12 protein-coding genes are annotated in these 14,031 nt (G+C 74.0%); 8 read left to right on the plus strand and 4 right to left on the minus strand.

The window, feature by feature from the left end; translation table 11 throughout:
* A complete protein-coding gene (locus tag C1729_RS07565) occupies positions 1–840 on the minus strand; it encodes an aldo/keto reductase (RefSeq protein WP_102509405.1) in 840 nt (279 codons plus the stop codon).
* Positions 841–908: 68 nt separating this feature from the next.
* On the opposite strand from C1729_RS07565, the gene C1729_RS07570 reads away from it, so the two are divergent.
* A complete protein-coding gene (locus tag C1729_RS07570; protein WP_102509406.1) occupies positions 909–1,853 on the plus strand; it encodes a LysR family transcriptional regulator in 945 nt (314 codons plus the stop codon).
* A gap of 15 nt (positions 1,854–1,868) precedes the next feature.
* Here C1729_RS07570 and C1729_RS07575 read toward each other — a convergent pair whose 3' ends face one another.
* Both C1729_RS07575 and C1729_RS14585 read right to left on the minus strand, forming a co-directional pair.
* A complete protein-coding gene (locus tag C1729_RS07575) occupies positions 1,869–2,393 on the minus strand; it encodes a dienelactone hydrolase family protein (protein WP_102509407.1) in 525 nt (174 codons plus the stop codon).
* Positions 2,394–2,438: 45 nt separating this feature from the next.
* Positions 2,439–2,612 carry a hypothetical protein gene (locus tag C1729_RS14585; RefSeq protein ID WP_165375450.1) on the minus strand — a complete coding sequence of 58 codons (174 nt, stop codon included), beginning with the start codon at positions 2,610–2,612 and terminating at the stop codon, positions 2,439–2,441.
* Between the two features lie 123 nt (positions 2,613–2,735).
* Here C1729_RS14585 and C1729_RS14590 point away from each other — a divergent pair, with 123 nt between their 5' ends.
* The 3 genes from C1729_RS14590 to C1729_RS07590 are packed head-to-tail and all read left to right on the plus strand — an operon-like array spanning position 2,736 to position 8,278.
* Positions 2,736–3,194, plus strand: coding sequence for a YybH family protein (locus C1729_RS14590; RefSeq protein WP_165375451.1), 459 nt, complete (start codon positions 2,736–2,738; stop codon positions 3,192–3,194).
* Between the two features lie 4 nt (positions 3,195–3,198).
* A complete protein-coding gene (locus C1729_RS07585; RefSeq protein ID WP_102509409.1) occupies positions 3,199–4,638 on the plus strand; it encodes an alkaline phosphatase in 1,440 nt (479 codons plus the stop codon).
* Between the two features lie 43 nt (positions 4,639–4,681).
* Positions 4,682–8,278 carry a TM0106 family RecB-like putative nuclease gene (locus tag C1729_RS07590; RefSeq protein ID WP_102509410.1) on the plus strand — a complete coding sequence of 1,199 codons (3,597 nt, stop codon included), beginning with the start codon at positions 4,682–4,684 and terminating at the stop codon, positions 8,276–8,278.
* Positions 8,279–8,594: 316 nt separating this feature from the next.
* On the opposite strand, the gene C1729_RS07595 is transcribed toward C1729_RS07590, so the two are convergent.
* On the minus strand, positions 8,595–9,218 hold the full coding sequence (locus C1729_RS07595; protein WP_242493753.1) for a thymidine kinase: 624 nt from the start codon (positions 9,216–9,218) through the stop codon (positions 8,595–8,597).
* A gap of 197 nt (positions 9,219–9,415) precedes the next feature.
* Between C1729_RS07595 and C1729_RS07600 the strand changes: the two genes are divergently transcribed.
* The 4 genes from C1729_RS07600 (at position 9,416) to C1729_RS07615 (ending at position 14,002) form a co-directional block, all read left to right on the plus strand.
* The gene (locus tag C1729_RS07600; RefSeq protein WP_102509412.1) at positions 9,416–10,777 is read left to right on the plus strand and encodes a hypothetical protein; all 1,362 of its coding nucleotides are present in this window, start codon (positions 9,416–9,418) and stop codon (positions 10,775–10,777) included.
* Positions 10,774–11,451 (plus strand): hypothetical protein, encoded by a 678-nt coding sequence (locus C1729_RS07605; RefSeq protein ID WP_102509413.1) that lies wholly within the window; start codon positions 10,774–10,776, stop codon positions 11,449–11,451. The genes C1729_RS07600 and C1729_RS07605 overlap by 4 nt, the downstream gene beginning before the upstream one ends.
* A 302-nt stretch (positions 11,452–11,753) precedes the next feature.
* Entirely contained in the window at positions 11,754–13,139 is a 1,386-nt protein-coding gene (locus C1729_RS07610; RefSeq protein ID WP_102509414.1) for a hypothetical protein, read from the plus strand.
* A 176-nt stretch (positions 13,140–13,315) separates the two neighbouring features.
* A complete protein-coding gene (locus C1729_RS07615; RefSeq protein ID WP_129590694.1) occupies positions 13,316–14,002 on the plus strand; it encodes a hypothetical protein in 687 nt (228 codons plus the stop codon).
* Positions 14,003–14,031: the final 29 nt, after the last annotated feature.

A 14,031-nucleotide genomic window follows, 5' to 3' on the forward strand; every position in this document is an offset into this window, starting at 1 on the left:
TCACATCTCTTCGTACACCGCCGGGTCCTGGCCCTTGAGGCGGCCGTCGGGCCGGCCGAGCGCCGTGATCGCCGCCACCTCGTCGTCGCTCAGCGTGAAGCCGAACACGTCGAGGTTCTCGTGCTGGCGGCCCGGGTTCGACGAGCGCGGCAGGGGCACGACGCCCCGCTGCGTGTGCCAGCGGAGGACGACCTGCACGGGCGTGACGCCGTGCGCGGCAGCTGCGGCTTGGACCGCGGGCTCCGCGAGGCATGCGTTCGCTCGACCGATGGGGCTCCACGCCTCGGTGAGGACGCCAAGGCGTGCGTGCGCCTCGAGCGCGTCGGTCTGCGGGAAGTACGGGTGGAGTTCGATCTGGTTGACCGCGGGCATGACGCCCGTCGCCTCCGCGACGGCCTCGAGGTGCTCGGGCAGGAAGTTGCTCACACCGACTGTCCTGATGAGCCCGTCCTTCTGGAGGTCGACGAGCGCCTGGAAGCACTCGACGAAGAGGCCGCGACCCGGGTTGGGCCAGTGGACGAGGTAGAGGTCCCAGCGGTCGAGACCCGCCCGGTAGAGGCCCTCGTGGACGGTCCGGATGGTCGCCTCGTACTCCTGGTGACGACCCGGCACCTTCGACGTGAGGACGAGCTCGTCGCGCGGGACGCCGCTGTCGCGGACGGCGCGTCCGACGGCTCCCTCGTTTTCGTAGCTGAACGCGGTGTCGAGGAGCCGGTAGCCCTGGCGGATCGCCGACGTCATCGCGCTCACGCCGTCGGGGCCGTTGAGCTTGTACGTGCCGAGCGCGATCGCAGGCAGGTCGGTGCCGTCGTTGAGCGGGAGCAGCGGTGCGGTCGTCATGCGGTGATCGTAGGCATCGGGCACGCTCGGCGGCCATCCCCCGGCGGTGGCCGCGCTAGCGTGACGGCATGAGCCTGTCGGCACCTCCTGACCTCATCGCGCTCCGTCTCCTCGTCGATATCGCGGACGGCGCGAGCCTCACCGTCGCTGCGCGCCGGCAGGGCTTCACGCAGCAGGCGGCGTCGTCGCGTGTCGCGGCGCTCGAGCGTCGGCTCGGCGTGACGCTCCTCGAGCGGTCGACGCGTGGCGCGACGCCGACGGCGTCGGGGCGGGTCGTCGCCGGGTGGGCGCTCGACGTCCTCGACGCGGCCGACCGGCTCGCGGTGTCGCTCGGGACGTTGCGGGCCGACGCGCAGCTGGCGGTGCGCATCGCGGCGAGCATGACGGTCGCGGAGCACCTCGTGCCGCGCTGGCTCACGTCGTGGCGGGCGGAGCGTGCCGCGGCGGGCGGGGCGGCGCCCGACGTCACGCTCACGGCGACGAACTCGGCGGGTGTCGTCGACGCGGTGCGGCGAGGCGACGCGGCTCTCGGGGTCCTCGAGACGCCGCGTGTGCCCGCGGACCTCGAGGCGCGGACGGTCGGGCACGACGAGCTCGTGCTCGTCGTCGCGCCGGGGCATCCGTGGGCGTCGCTGCGGGGGCCGCTGCCGGCGGCCGAGCTTGCGGCGACGCCGCTGACGTCCCGTGAGCGTGGTTCGGGGACACGGCTCGCGTACGAGCAGGCGCTCGAGCGCCTGGATCCGCCGCTCGTGGCGAGCGCACCAGCGGCCGAACTGCCGACCGCGGCGGCGATTCGGGTCACGGTGGCGACAGGCGGGGCACCTGCGGTGATGAGCCGGATCGCGACGGCCGACGATCTGGCGGCGGGGCGTCTTGTCGAGGTGGCGGTCACCGACGTCGATCTCGTGCGGCCGCTGACGCTCGTCAAGCGACGCGGGACGGTGCTCACGGGGGCTGCGCGGGAGTGGGCGCTCCACGTCATGACTGTCCAGGGGACGTTGCCGGGCGTGTGAGCCCGTCGGTGTGCTCTAGCGGGCAGGTGCGACCCGGGTGAGGAATGCGGTGACGTCAGCGAGCATCTCGGCGCTGACGCCGTGCGCGAGCCCCGGGTACGTGTGCTCGGTGAGGTCGACGTGCGCGCGGAGCCACGTGGCGGTGCGCTCGACGGTCGTGGGCGTGATGATGTCGTCGGCGTCGCCGCGCGCGTAGAGGACGGGCGTGGCCGCGAGCGCGTCGTCGCCGGGAAGCTCGGCCGCGAGGGTGAATCCGGCGAGGACGACGCCTGCGGGGAAGCGTCCGGGCTGCGTGCGGAGGAGCTGGGTGACCATGAGGCCGCCCTGCGAGAAGCCGACGGGGACGATGGTGCGCCCGGGGAGCTCGGCGTCGATCCACGCGAGGAGTGCCTCGGTCGCGTCGATGACGGCGGTGGGGTCGGGGAGGCCGGGAGCNGACGTCCCGGCGCTGGCTCGGCGGCGGCTTCGGTTGTGTATAAGGGCCAGGGTCCGCTCGTGGTGCGGACGGCGGTCGTGAGGCGCATGAGGCTCCTTCGTCAGTTGTACCTACAACTGTACGCGCACGTCGCCGTCCGCACCGGGCCGTCACCGGGCGTCGTGCCCTCGCGGCCCGAGACCGCGGACGAGGCCACCGCCGTCCTCGAAGGGGTCGGCGGCCTCCTCCGTCGGCTCCGCACTCTCGTCGGCGGCCTCGCCGCGGCCGTCACCGCCGTCGCGCGACGCCTTCGACGGCGCGTCCGAGCCCGGGGCGACCGACACGCACGACCCCGACGCACCCGCGCCACAAGATCTGTGGATCACTCCGGACGACCAGCCTCAGCCTCTGTCGCCCGACGCGCCGACGTGCCACTGTGGTCCCACGATCGCAGCGAAGGGATCACCATGACCGTGCACGACCACCTCATCGTCGACGCGCTCGCCGACGACGCCGTCCGCCGCCTCGCCCGCGCCTACGGCGAACGCGCCCGCGCGCGCGACACCGACGCGTTCTGCGCGCTCTACGACCGCGACGTCGTTCTCTTCGACGCGTTCGCCGAGCAGCCGATCGCCGGCCTCGACGCCTGGCGCGCCCAGGTGACCGAGTGGTTCGGCGGCGTCGCGGAGTCCGACACGAACGTCGCCGACGTCACCGACCTCGTCGTCATCGGCGACGGCGTCCACGCCGCCGCCCACGCCCTCGTCCGCTACGCCGTCGTCGAGCCCGACGGGTCCGAGCGGTACGGCATGACGAACCGCCTCTCGTGGATCGTGCGCCGCGACGACCGTGACGTGTGGCGTGTCGTCCACGAGCACACATCGCTGTCGGTCGACGAGCAGACGGGCAGCGCCCGCCTAGGCTGAGCGGGTGGCACGACGACGGACGACACTGACGGCGCTCTCACTCGTCGCCGCGCTCGCCCTCGGCACGGCGCTCGGCGCGCTCGTCGGCCGGACGACCGCGCGCGAGGCGACGCCGCCGACTCCGTCGGTCACCGCTCCCTCGTCGCCTGCCCCGACGCCGTCGGTCCCACCGTCGTCAGGGACTCCGTCCGCCGACGCGGCCGCGCGCCCGCGCAACGTCGTCCTCGTCGTCGGCGACGGCACGGGCGACTCCGAGATCACCGCCGCACGCGCCTACGCGTACGGCGCGGCCGGGCGACTGCCCGGGATCGACGCCATCGACCGGACCGCGTCGGTGACGACATGGTCGCGGCTGCCCGGCTCTGGCCTGCCCGACCTCGTCCCCGACTCCGCCGCGACGGCGACCGCGTGGGCCACAGGCGTGCGCACGTACGACGGCGCGATCGGCGTCGACCTCGACGGTACGGCCAGGCCGAGCCTCCTCGAGCTCGCGCAGGCCGACGGCCTGCGCACAGGCATCGTCACGACAGCCCGAATCCAGGACGCGACGCCCGCCGCGCAGCTCGCCCACGTCGCACGCCGCGCATGCCGCGGGCCCAAGGCGACGAGCCGGACATGCCCCGGAGACGCCCTCGAGAACGGTGGTGCCGGATCGATCACCGAGCAGATCCTCGGGCGCCGCGCCGACGTCGTCCTCGGCGGAGGCGGCGCGCACCTCGACGAGCGGGCGAAGGCCGGTCCCCACAAGGGCACGACGCTGCGGGACCGCGCGCGCGAGGAGGGCTTCCAGATCGTCACCGACGCCGACGGGCTCGCCACCGTCGAGACGGGGGCCCCTGTCCTCGGGCTGTTCGCCGACGACAACCTCGCCACCCGGTGGACCGGCCCGCCCGCAACCCGCACGGGCGGCGCCGCCACGCCCGTCCGCTGCACGCCGAACGACGCCCGGCCGGACGACCAGCCGAGCCTGCGCGACATGACGGCGGCCGCGCTGCGGCTGCTCGACGTGCCCGGGGCCACCGACGGCTTCTTCCTCCAGGTCGAGGGAGCGAGCATCGACAAGGCCGCGCACGAGGCCGACCCGTGTGGGCAGATCGGCGAGACGCTCGACCTCGACGAGGCCGTCCGTGAGGTCCTCGACTTCGCGGCGCGCGACGGCTCGACGCTCGTCGTCCTCACGGCCGACCACGGCCAGTCGGGACAGATCGTCGAGGCCGGCGCGACGACCCCGGGCCTCACGCGGTCCCTCCTCACGGAGGACGGAGCGGTCCTCACCCTCTCCTACGGCACGACCCTGCCCGACGGCACGCAGTGGCACACCGGCACGCAAGTGCCGCTCGCCGCGACGGGGCCGGGCGCCGGGCGCCTCACCGGGGTCCTCGACCAGACAGAGATCTTCACGGTCCTGCGCGACGCGCTCGAACTGCCGTCGTCGGTGCGCTGACCCCTCCGCACCGAACGTCGGTGGCACCTGCCACACTCTGCGCATGCGGATCCTCGACGGTGCCCTCGTGCTCAGCGCGAGCGACGTGACGCTCGGTGCGACATGCGAACTCGCGCTGTGCGACCTGCTCGACCGGCGGCTCGGGCGTGCGCCCGCGCTGCCCGGCATGGAGCCCGCGGACCCGGACGCGATGCTCGCGCGCGCGGCCGTGCTCGGCGAGGCCCACGAGCAGCGTCACCTCGCGCGGCTGCGCGCGGAGCACGGGACCTACGACGCCGCGACAGGGCGGGGCGTCGTCGAGCTGCCCGGGACGCCCGGGCGCACGGCCGCGGAGCTCGTCGAGCGCCGCGAGGCGTCGTTCGCGGCGCTCGCCGGGGGCGCGGACGTCGTCTTCCAGGCCGAGATGTTCGACGGCACGTTCTCGGGCCGCGCCGACTTCCTCGTCGCGTCCCCCGACGGCTGGGTCGTCGTCGACACGAAGCTCGCACGACGCGCGAAGGTCACGGCGGTCCTCCAGCTCGCGGCGTACGCGCACGCGCTGCGCACGGCCGGCGTCCGCGTCGCCCCCGAGGCCGTGCTCCTGCTCGGCGACGGCACCGAGTCACGGCACCGCGTCGACGACGTCGTGCCCGTCTACCTGCGGCGCCGCACGCGCGTCGAAGCGCTGCTCGCGGCGCACCGCGCGGGCGGAGCCGCCGTGACGTGGCAGTCACCCGGCCTCACGCGCTGCGGCACGTGCGACGTGTGCGAGGCGTGGGTCGCCCACGAGCGCGACCTCCTGCTCGTCGCGGGCCTGCGCCCGACGCAGCGCACGCGGCTCCACGCCGCAGGGATCACGACGATCGACGAGCTCGCGGCCGCGGAAGGCCCCGTGCCCGGGCTCGCGGCGGGCGTCGTCGCGACGCCCCGCGCGCAGGCGCGGCTGCAGGGGCGCCAGTCGCCGCCCGACGGCCCCGGGCCGCTGCTCCCCGACGGACGACCCGCCGTCGAGGCCGAGGTCTTCGATCCCGCCGTGCTCGCGCAGCTGCCGCCGCGCTCGGCGGGCGGCCTCTACTTCGACTTCGAGGGCGACCCGCTGTGGGTCGGTGACGAGCCCGACGACGGGGGCCTCGAGTCCCTCGGGGGCATGGTCGCCGAGCCCGCCGCAGACGACGAGGCACCGCCCTTCACGGCCCTGTGGGCGCACGACCGTGCGAGCGAGAAGCAGGTGCTCGTCGACTTCCTCGAGCTCGTCACGGCCCGCCGGAAGCAGTTCCCCGACATGCACGTCTACCACTACGCGCCCTACGAGCCCGCCGCCCTCAAGCGCCTCGCGGGCCGCCACGGCGTCGGCGAGGACATGCTCGACGACCTCCTGCGCGCGGGCGTCCTCGTCGACCTCTACGCAACCGTGCGCGGTGCGCTGCGCATCTCGCAGCCGTCGTACTCGATCAAGAAACTCGAGCCCCTCTACTCCCCCGAGAGCCGCGAGGGCGTGACGAACGCCGCGGACTCGATCGTCGAGTACGCCGAGGCCTGCGCGCTGCGCGAGGCGGGCGACACCGAGGCGTACGCGCACCGGCTCGACGCGATCGCCGAGTACAACGCGGACGACTGCATCTCGACGCGCGACCTGCGCCTCTGGCTCGACGCGCGGGCCGCCGAGCACGGCGTCGTGCCCTCCGGCGGGCAGGTCGCGGCGCACGAGGGCGCCGAGCCCGTCGAACCCACGCCCGAGGCCCTCCACCTCGCGGAGGTCGAGGCGACGCTCCTCGCCGCCGCGGGCGACGACCCCGTGCATCGCACGGCCGACGAGCAGGCGCTCGCGATGCTCGCCGCAGGCCTGCGCTTCCACCGGCGCGAGGTACGTCCCGCGTGGTGGGAGCACTTCGACCGCCTGCTCACCCCCGTCGACGAGTGGACGTCCCGCTCCGTCGTGCGACCCGGCACGTACGACGGCGTCCCCGCCGTCATGCCCGAGCCGTGGATCCCGCCCGAGGGCCGCAAGCGCACGTCGACACGCCAGGTCGTGCTGCGTGCCGAGCTCGAGCCGGGCTCGGACGTCCGGCCCGGCACGTCCCTGTGGGCCGTCTACCCGCCCGGCGTCGACGACTCGTTCGGCACCGCGGGCGACGGCGCGCTCACATGGCACACCAAGGTCGCCGTCGACGAGGTCGAGACGCACGGCGCGATCTCGACGATCACCGTGACCGAGACGACGAAGGCCGGCGTCGAGGGCTGGTCCGCCGCACCGCTCGCGCTCGTGCCCGCTGTCGTCGACCTCGGCAAGCAACCCGCCGCCGCGATCCTCCGGCTCGCCGACCGCGTCATCGCAGGCCTCGGTGAGGCCGGCGACGCCCCGACCCTCCCCCGGCTCGCGGTGCTCGACCTCCTGCGGCGCGTCCCGCCGCGCCTGCGCGCGGGGGCGGCCTTCCCGAGCGCGGCCGAGCGCACCGACGACCTCGTCGGCGCGATCACGCGCACGGTCCTCGCTCTCGACGACTCCTACCTCGCCGTCCAGGGACCGCCCGGGACGGGCAAGACGTTCACCGGCTCCCGCGTCGTCGCGCGGCTCGTCGCCGAGGGCTGGAAGGTCGGCGTCGTCGGCCAGTCGCACGCCGTCGTCGAGAACATGCTCGCGGGCATCGTCAACGCTGGCGTCGCGCGCGAGGACGTCGGGAAGAAGAACGCGACCGGCGACACGGACGAGCACCCGTGGACGCGGCTCACCGACGCGGCATCGTCGTCCGTCGAGGCGTTCCTCGCCGACCACGCGGGACGCGGCTGCGTCGTCGGCGGCACGCAGTGGACGTTCTGCGCCGAGAAGAACGTGCCGCCGGGCGGCTACGACCTGCTCGTCGTCGACGAGGCCGGGCAGTTCGCGCTCGCCGGGACGCTCGCCGTGGCGAGCGCCGCACGCAACGTCATGCTCCTCGGCGACCCGCAGCAACTGCCGCAGGTCACGCAGGGCACGCACCCCGAACCCGTCGACACCTCGGCGCTCGGCTGGCTCATGGACGGGCACGCGACGCTCCCCGACCACCTCGGATTCTTCCTCGCGGAGTCGTGGCGCATGCACCCGGCCGTGTGCGGTCCCTTCTCGCGCCTCTCGTACGAGCGGCGACTGCGCTCGCGCCCGGGCGTGCCCGAGCACCGTGAGCTCGTCGGCACAGCACCCGGCATCCACCTCGTCGAGGTCGAGCATGCGGGGCGCGCGACCGCGAGCCCCGAGGAGGCCGCGGCCGTCGTCGACGTCGTGCGCGACGTCGTCGGCTCCACGTGGATCCCGGGCAAAGACGAGCCGGGCCGGGTCGCGACCGACAAGGACGTCATCGTCGTCGCCGCGTACAACGCCCAGGTGCAGCTCGTGCGCGAGGCCCTCGACCGCGCCGGGTTCGAGGGGACGCGTGTCGGCACCGTCGACAGGTTCCAGGGCCAGGAGGCTCCGGTCGCCGTCGTCACGTTCGCGACGTCGAGCGTCGAGGAAGCCGCGCGCGGCATGACATTCCTCCTCGACCGGCACCGCGTCAACGTCGCGGTGTCCCGCGCGCAGCACCACGCGGTGCTCGTCCGGTCGACACACCTCGTCGACCACCTGCCCACCACACCCGCGGCGCTCGCCGACCTCGGCGCGTTCCTCGGCCTCACCGACCCACTCTGAGCGCGCCCGGGACGCCCCGGCCCTTCCACGGCACCCCTGACCTCGCCTTATTCCCGTCGCACGCCGTCCGAACCGGGACCAACGTCCGGGGTCGCGCAGCGTCGCCGATGGCTACGGTGGAGGTGACGTCCTGCCCCCCCCTCCGGGGCGTCACCGCGTCGCACGACGCCACGGACGCGCGCGGTCCCTGGTTGCCATCCCCTCGGCGACCCAGGACCGCGCGCTTCCCTGTCCGTCCCTCCCGCACCACGGCCACGCATCTCGGCAACGCACCCGGGCGCGACGCCAAGCCCGCGACGATCGGCCGGACGACACGTCAGCGCCAGGGTGCCGCCACAAGATGGTGCCGGCAGCGTGCGACGTACGACTCCGCACCACCGACGAGCTCCGCCCGTGCGTCCTCGACACGCCCCGCCGCCGAAGGCGTCGCAACGACCCGCTCGTGGAACGCGGCGTCCGCGCCGCACACCCCGCACACCGCGGTGAGCCGTGTGACCCGCTCCGCGAGCGCGCACAGGCTCGGCAGCGGCTCGAACGGCCGCCCCTCGAAGGTCACGTCAAGCCCTGCGACGAGCACGACGAGCCCGTCGCCCGCGAGCCCCTGCACGGCATCGACGAGATCGGGCCCGAAGAACTGGGCCTCGTCGATCGCCACGACGTCAAGCCCCCCTGCCGCGCGCCGGCCACGCACGTGCGCCTCGAGCGCCGCAACGTCACCGACCGCGGCCGCCGGGACCGCGAGCCCCGAGTGCGACGACACCGTGCCAGCACCGCGCCGGTCGTCGACGGCGTGGCTCATGACCTCGACCGCGAACCCCGCGAAACGGGCGCGTCGCACACGGCGCAGCAGCTCCTCGGACTTGCCCGCGAACATCGGCCCGCAGACGACCTCGACGTGCCCCGGGTGCTGCGGGGCACGCGGGCCCGTCGTCGTGCTCATGCCTCCCATCCAAGCACCGCGCTGCGGGGACCGTCCGCTGCGGCGGCCCGTAGGCCCAGGGGCCCACCAGGGCCCAGCGCGGTTCGGCCCGGGACGGGCCCGGGAGCGGGTGCGGGCCGACGAGGCCTCCCCTAGCGTGGCAGTGGCCCCGGACGCCTCTCCGGGACGCACGCCACGCCCGCGACGAGGAGACCCCGATGTTCCGACGACTGGCCGTCGCGAGGGACCGCGGCAACGACCACGGCGCCGGTTCCGCCGAGTACCTCGGAGTCATCCTCCTCGTCGTCGCCATCGTGGGCTCGCTGCTGCTCTCGGCGACGCCGATCGGCAGCGCGATCGCGGCACGGCTCTGCGAGGCCTTCGGAACCACGTGCGGGACCGCGTCAGAGGATCCGACGGCGAGCCGCAAGCCCGAGGGCCCATGCGTCGTCGACACCTCGACGGAGACCCGCTCGCTCGGCGTCACCGCGGTCATTGACCTTGACGCCGGCGGTCAGCTCATCACGGAGAAGCTCTCGGACGGAACGACGAGGGTGACGCTCCAGGGAGAGGGCAGCGCCGGCATCGGGGTCGGCGTGGGCGGCAGCATCGAGGTCACGGTCGACGACTTCGTCTACGGGGGGAGCGCCCAGGCGAGCGCAAGTGCGGCGGCCCTCGTTGCGGGCGGCACAACCTGGGAGTTCCCGCGCGGCCAGGAGGGTGACGCGTCGAAGCTCACGTCGTTCCTCCAGCGACAGCTCGACAACTCGACGACCCCCGTCGTCGGGCCGATCCGCGGCGCGTGGGACGCAGTCTTTGGCGACAGGTACGTGCCGCCGGCCCCGACGTCGTACTTCGGGCAGGTCGGGGTCGACGGGTCGGCCTCGGCCTCAGCATCGGCGCTCTCCACCGGGCCGACGAGCGCGGGCGCCGAGGCCGAGGCCGCCGTGGCGCTCGGCGCGAAGGTCGACGTCCGCACGGGGGCGACGACCCTCTACTACTCTGCGACCCTGGAGGGCTCCGCCCAGGCCGGTAGCAAGCAGCTCACGAGCTCGGGGGACGCGAGCGCCTCGGGGGAACTGCACACGATCATCGCGGTGACACTCGACCCCTCCGGTGCCTACATGACGAACGTGTCCATCGAGGGGACGGCGTTCGGCGAGGCCGACGCCAGCTGGTCGAACGTCTTCGGGGCGAACCACGACCCGAGCGCGCGGGGCGGCGTGCAGTACACGGCCGGGGTCAACCTCACGGACCGGGAGAGCGCCTCGATCGCCGCGGACGTCCTGCGGTCGCAGGGGATCCCGGTCCCAGACACGGAGTGGACGCCACGAGGCAACACGGGGGTTGGACAGATCGACGCCTTCACGACGTTCGTCGACGCCGCCAAGGAGCGCGGGACGGTCAGCCGCCTCACGCAGACGGGCGACTCGTCAACCCCGTTCGCGATCAACGCGTCCGGCAAGGTCGGGATCGAGGCGGGTCTCCGGTACGAGAACTCCTCGACGCGCCGCACGACGGACGGCGCCGAGTACTTTGACGGGACCCAGTGGGTGCCGTGGACGGAGTGCGTCGGATGAGGCCGCCGACGCGGCGGGCAGACGTACCGCGGACCCAGCACCGCAGGAACGCCGCTGCGCGGGCGGTCGCCGCTGTCGCCGTCGGCGTCCTCACGGTGACGCTCACGGCGTGCGTGCCGTCGCCCGACCCGCTCGACGCGCCCTGGGCACCGTCCGGGACGGACCACCCCATGGCGCCGACCGGCACCCCTCTCGGGATCGCCCCCGTGCCGTCGGCGGGCACCCGCACGGAGGTGCTCCCCGGGCTCACGGTGACGTTGCCGGAGTCCGCGCACGAGGACTCGGCCTTCGTCCCGAGCGGCCCTGCGCCGAGCCGCCGCTTCCTGTTCGGCACGGCCGGGGAGGATCTGCCCGCGTTCCAGGTCACCGCGATCCGCCCCGAGCTAGGTTCCCTCAGGGACCTCTCATGGACCGACGAAGCCTTCATGAAGGCTGATCCGGCGATCTCCAACGTCCACCGGTCCGTCGAGCGCTGGCCTGGCGCCGCGGAGGTCATCGCCATGACGTGGACACAGGAGGTCACCCGCGGCGACAGGTCCACGACGTTCGACGCGCTCGTCCTCTGGATGCGGGCGCGATCCGGGGCGGCGTTCCAGATCCTGGCCTTCGCGGAGCCGGGGCAGCTCGAGAGCTCTCCCGCACGGGCCGTCGTCCTCTCGAGCGACCTCGACTGACGTGGTCGGCCGATTCGCGGCCGACCACGCCCGCGGCCGACCACGCCCGCGGCCGACCACGCCCGCGGCCGACCGCGCCCGCGGCATGCCACGCCCGCGGCATGCCGCCCCCCGGGGAGGGACGCCGCCCGCGACTGCGCCGCCTGGGCCCGGGGTCCCACGCGGACCCAGGCACCCCCCGTGACAGAAGGACCAGAACGGGCCCCGGGGGCGTCGCGCCCCAGAAGGTTCATCCCTAGCGTGAAGGACGGTCGAGCGTGCACACGCACGCTCCCACCGTCCCGCACCAAGGAGACCTTCCGATGATTCGACGCACGGCCGCCGCCCGACGCGGTGACGACCGCGGAGCCGGGTCGGTCGAGTATCTCGGTGCGATCCTTCTCGTCGTCGCGGTCGTGGGATCGCTCCTCATCGCGGCGACCCCGATCGGCTCGGCGATCGCAGCACGGCTCTGCGAGGCCTTCGGCACGGCCTGCGCAGCGACCGAGGACGCTGTCGACGCGCGCCGCCCCGAAGGACCGTGCGTCACCGACGCGGTGACGACGGCGCGCTCGATCGGGGCGACGGTGATCGTCGATGTCGACGGCGGCGGCACCCTCATCACCGAGAACCTCTCCGACGGGACGACCCGGGTGACGTTCAGGGCGGCGGGCAACGCCGGCATCGGGGTTGCAGCCGGCGCGAAGATCTCCCTCACGGTCGACGACTTCACCATGGCCAAGGGCGCGCACGCCGCGGCAGGGGCTGCGGCCGTCGTCGCCGGAGGTTCGACGTGGGACTTCCCGCCCGGCCAGGAGAAGGCGGCGGCGCAGCTGACGGAGCACTTCCAGCGACACGTCGAGAACGCGACGACGCCCATCGCCGGGCCGTTGCGTGCGCTCTGGGACGGGGCTTCCGCCGCCGTGGACCGGATCACCGGCAACGGCTACCGGGTTCCTACGCCGACGTCGTACTTCGCCCAGGTCGACGCGCAGCTCGCGGCGTCGGGGGCCTGGACCGACTTCACCCCCCTGGGCCCCGCGGACGGCGACGTCCGAGCGAGCGGGGCGACCGCGCTCGGGGGTCGCGTCGACACCGCGACCGGCGCGACGACGCTCTACTTCGGGGCGTCGCTCGACTCGACCGCCTGGGGTCGCGTCGGATACCTCCACGAGAACGTCGAGGGGAGCTTTGACGGTGACGTCCAGACGGTCGTCGCCGTGACGCTCGACCCGACGAGCACGCACATGACCAACGTCTCGATCGAGCTCACGACGGCGCAGGAGGGCAGCATCCACCTCTCGCGGCTCCTCGGGACGCAGTACTCCGACGCGCACGCGCGCGGCAGCCAGGCACACCTCTCCGTCGATCTCACCAACCCGGAGGCGACGTCGGTCGCCGGCGATCTCCTGCGTGCTGTCGGCGTCCCGGTCCCCCCGACGGCGTGGACGCCCGCGGGCGGAACCGGATCGCCGGGCGAGGACGCGCTTGCGACGTTCGTCCGTGCAGCCATGGAGCGCGGCGAGGCGACGGTGCTCGCACGGACCAGCGGGTCCTCGACCCCGTTCGCGTTCGACGCTGCGGTCGACGGCTGGAAGGTCGGCGTCGGAGTCCGGTACGAGAACTCGTCGACGACCACGACGACGACCGAGGCCTCCTACTTCGACGGGAGCCGTTGGGTCCCGTGGACCGAGTGCGTCGCAGGTTGATCCGCACGAGGTCCCGGGTGCCGCCTGCCTCGCTGCGGTACCCGGGCCCACACCCGGCCTCGCCGCGCCGAACCGTGCAAGGTGCGGAATACTCGGGCGGGCGCGTGCGGTCCCTTGGCGAGGCACGGCGCACGACGCGAGCACACGACCTCAGCAGAACGACGAAGGAGACTGCGATGCGCGGATCCAGGAGGACCTCAACGGCGGCCGTGGCTGCGGCACTCACGGTCGGGACGCTCGCCGTACTGCTCACCGCCTGCGGGGCGACGGGCGGCACGGGCACGCCGACCGCCGGCCAGGCGGGCACCGGGTCGGTGCCGTCGTCGGGCTCGCCGGAGGACGTCACGGTGCCGACCGGCGCGTCTCTCGGGCTCGTGTTCACGCCGTCCGAGGGCTCCCGGACCGAGGTGTTCCCGGGGCTCACGCTCACGCTACCGGCCACCGCACGGGAGGACACCGGCTACCAGGCCCAGGGCACCGCCCCGGGGCGTGCGTTCCGTCTCGGTGCTGCCGGGCAGAACCTCCCTGCGGTCGAAGTCGTCTCGCTCGGCGCGGGTGCGGGGTCCCTCTCCTCGGTCTCGTGGACGAACGAGAAGCTCATGGCCGCAGACCCGGCGGTGACGAACCTCCGCCGCGCCGTCGAGACCTGGCCGGGCGCGTCGGAGGCCGTCGCCATGTCGTGGACGCAGAAGGTCGGCGAGGGTGTCGACGCGTCGACGCTCGACGCGGTGATGATGTGGGTGCGTGCCGAGTCCGGCGACGCCTTCCGTGTGGCGGCCTACGTCCCGACGGGCACGCTCGACGGCTCGGACGCGCTCGCGACCGTCCTCACGACCGAGCTCGGTTCCCCGGTCGCGGGCTAAGCGGCGGCAAGTCCGGCACGCCTCGTCGG

The organism is Sanguibacter massiliensis, assembly GCF_900240335.1.
GTDB classification, from domain to species: Bacteria; Actinomycetota; Actinomycetes; order Actinomycetales; family Cellulomonadaceae; genus Flavimobilis; species Flavimobilis massiliensis.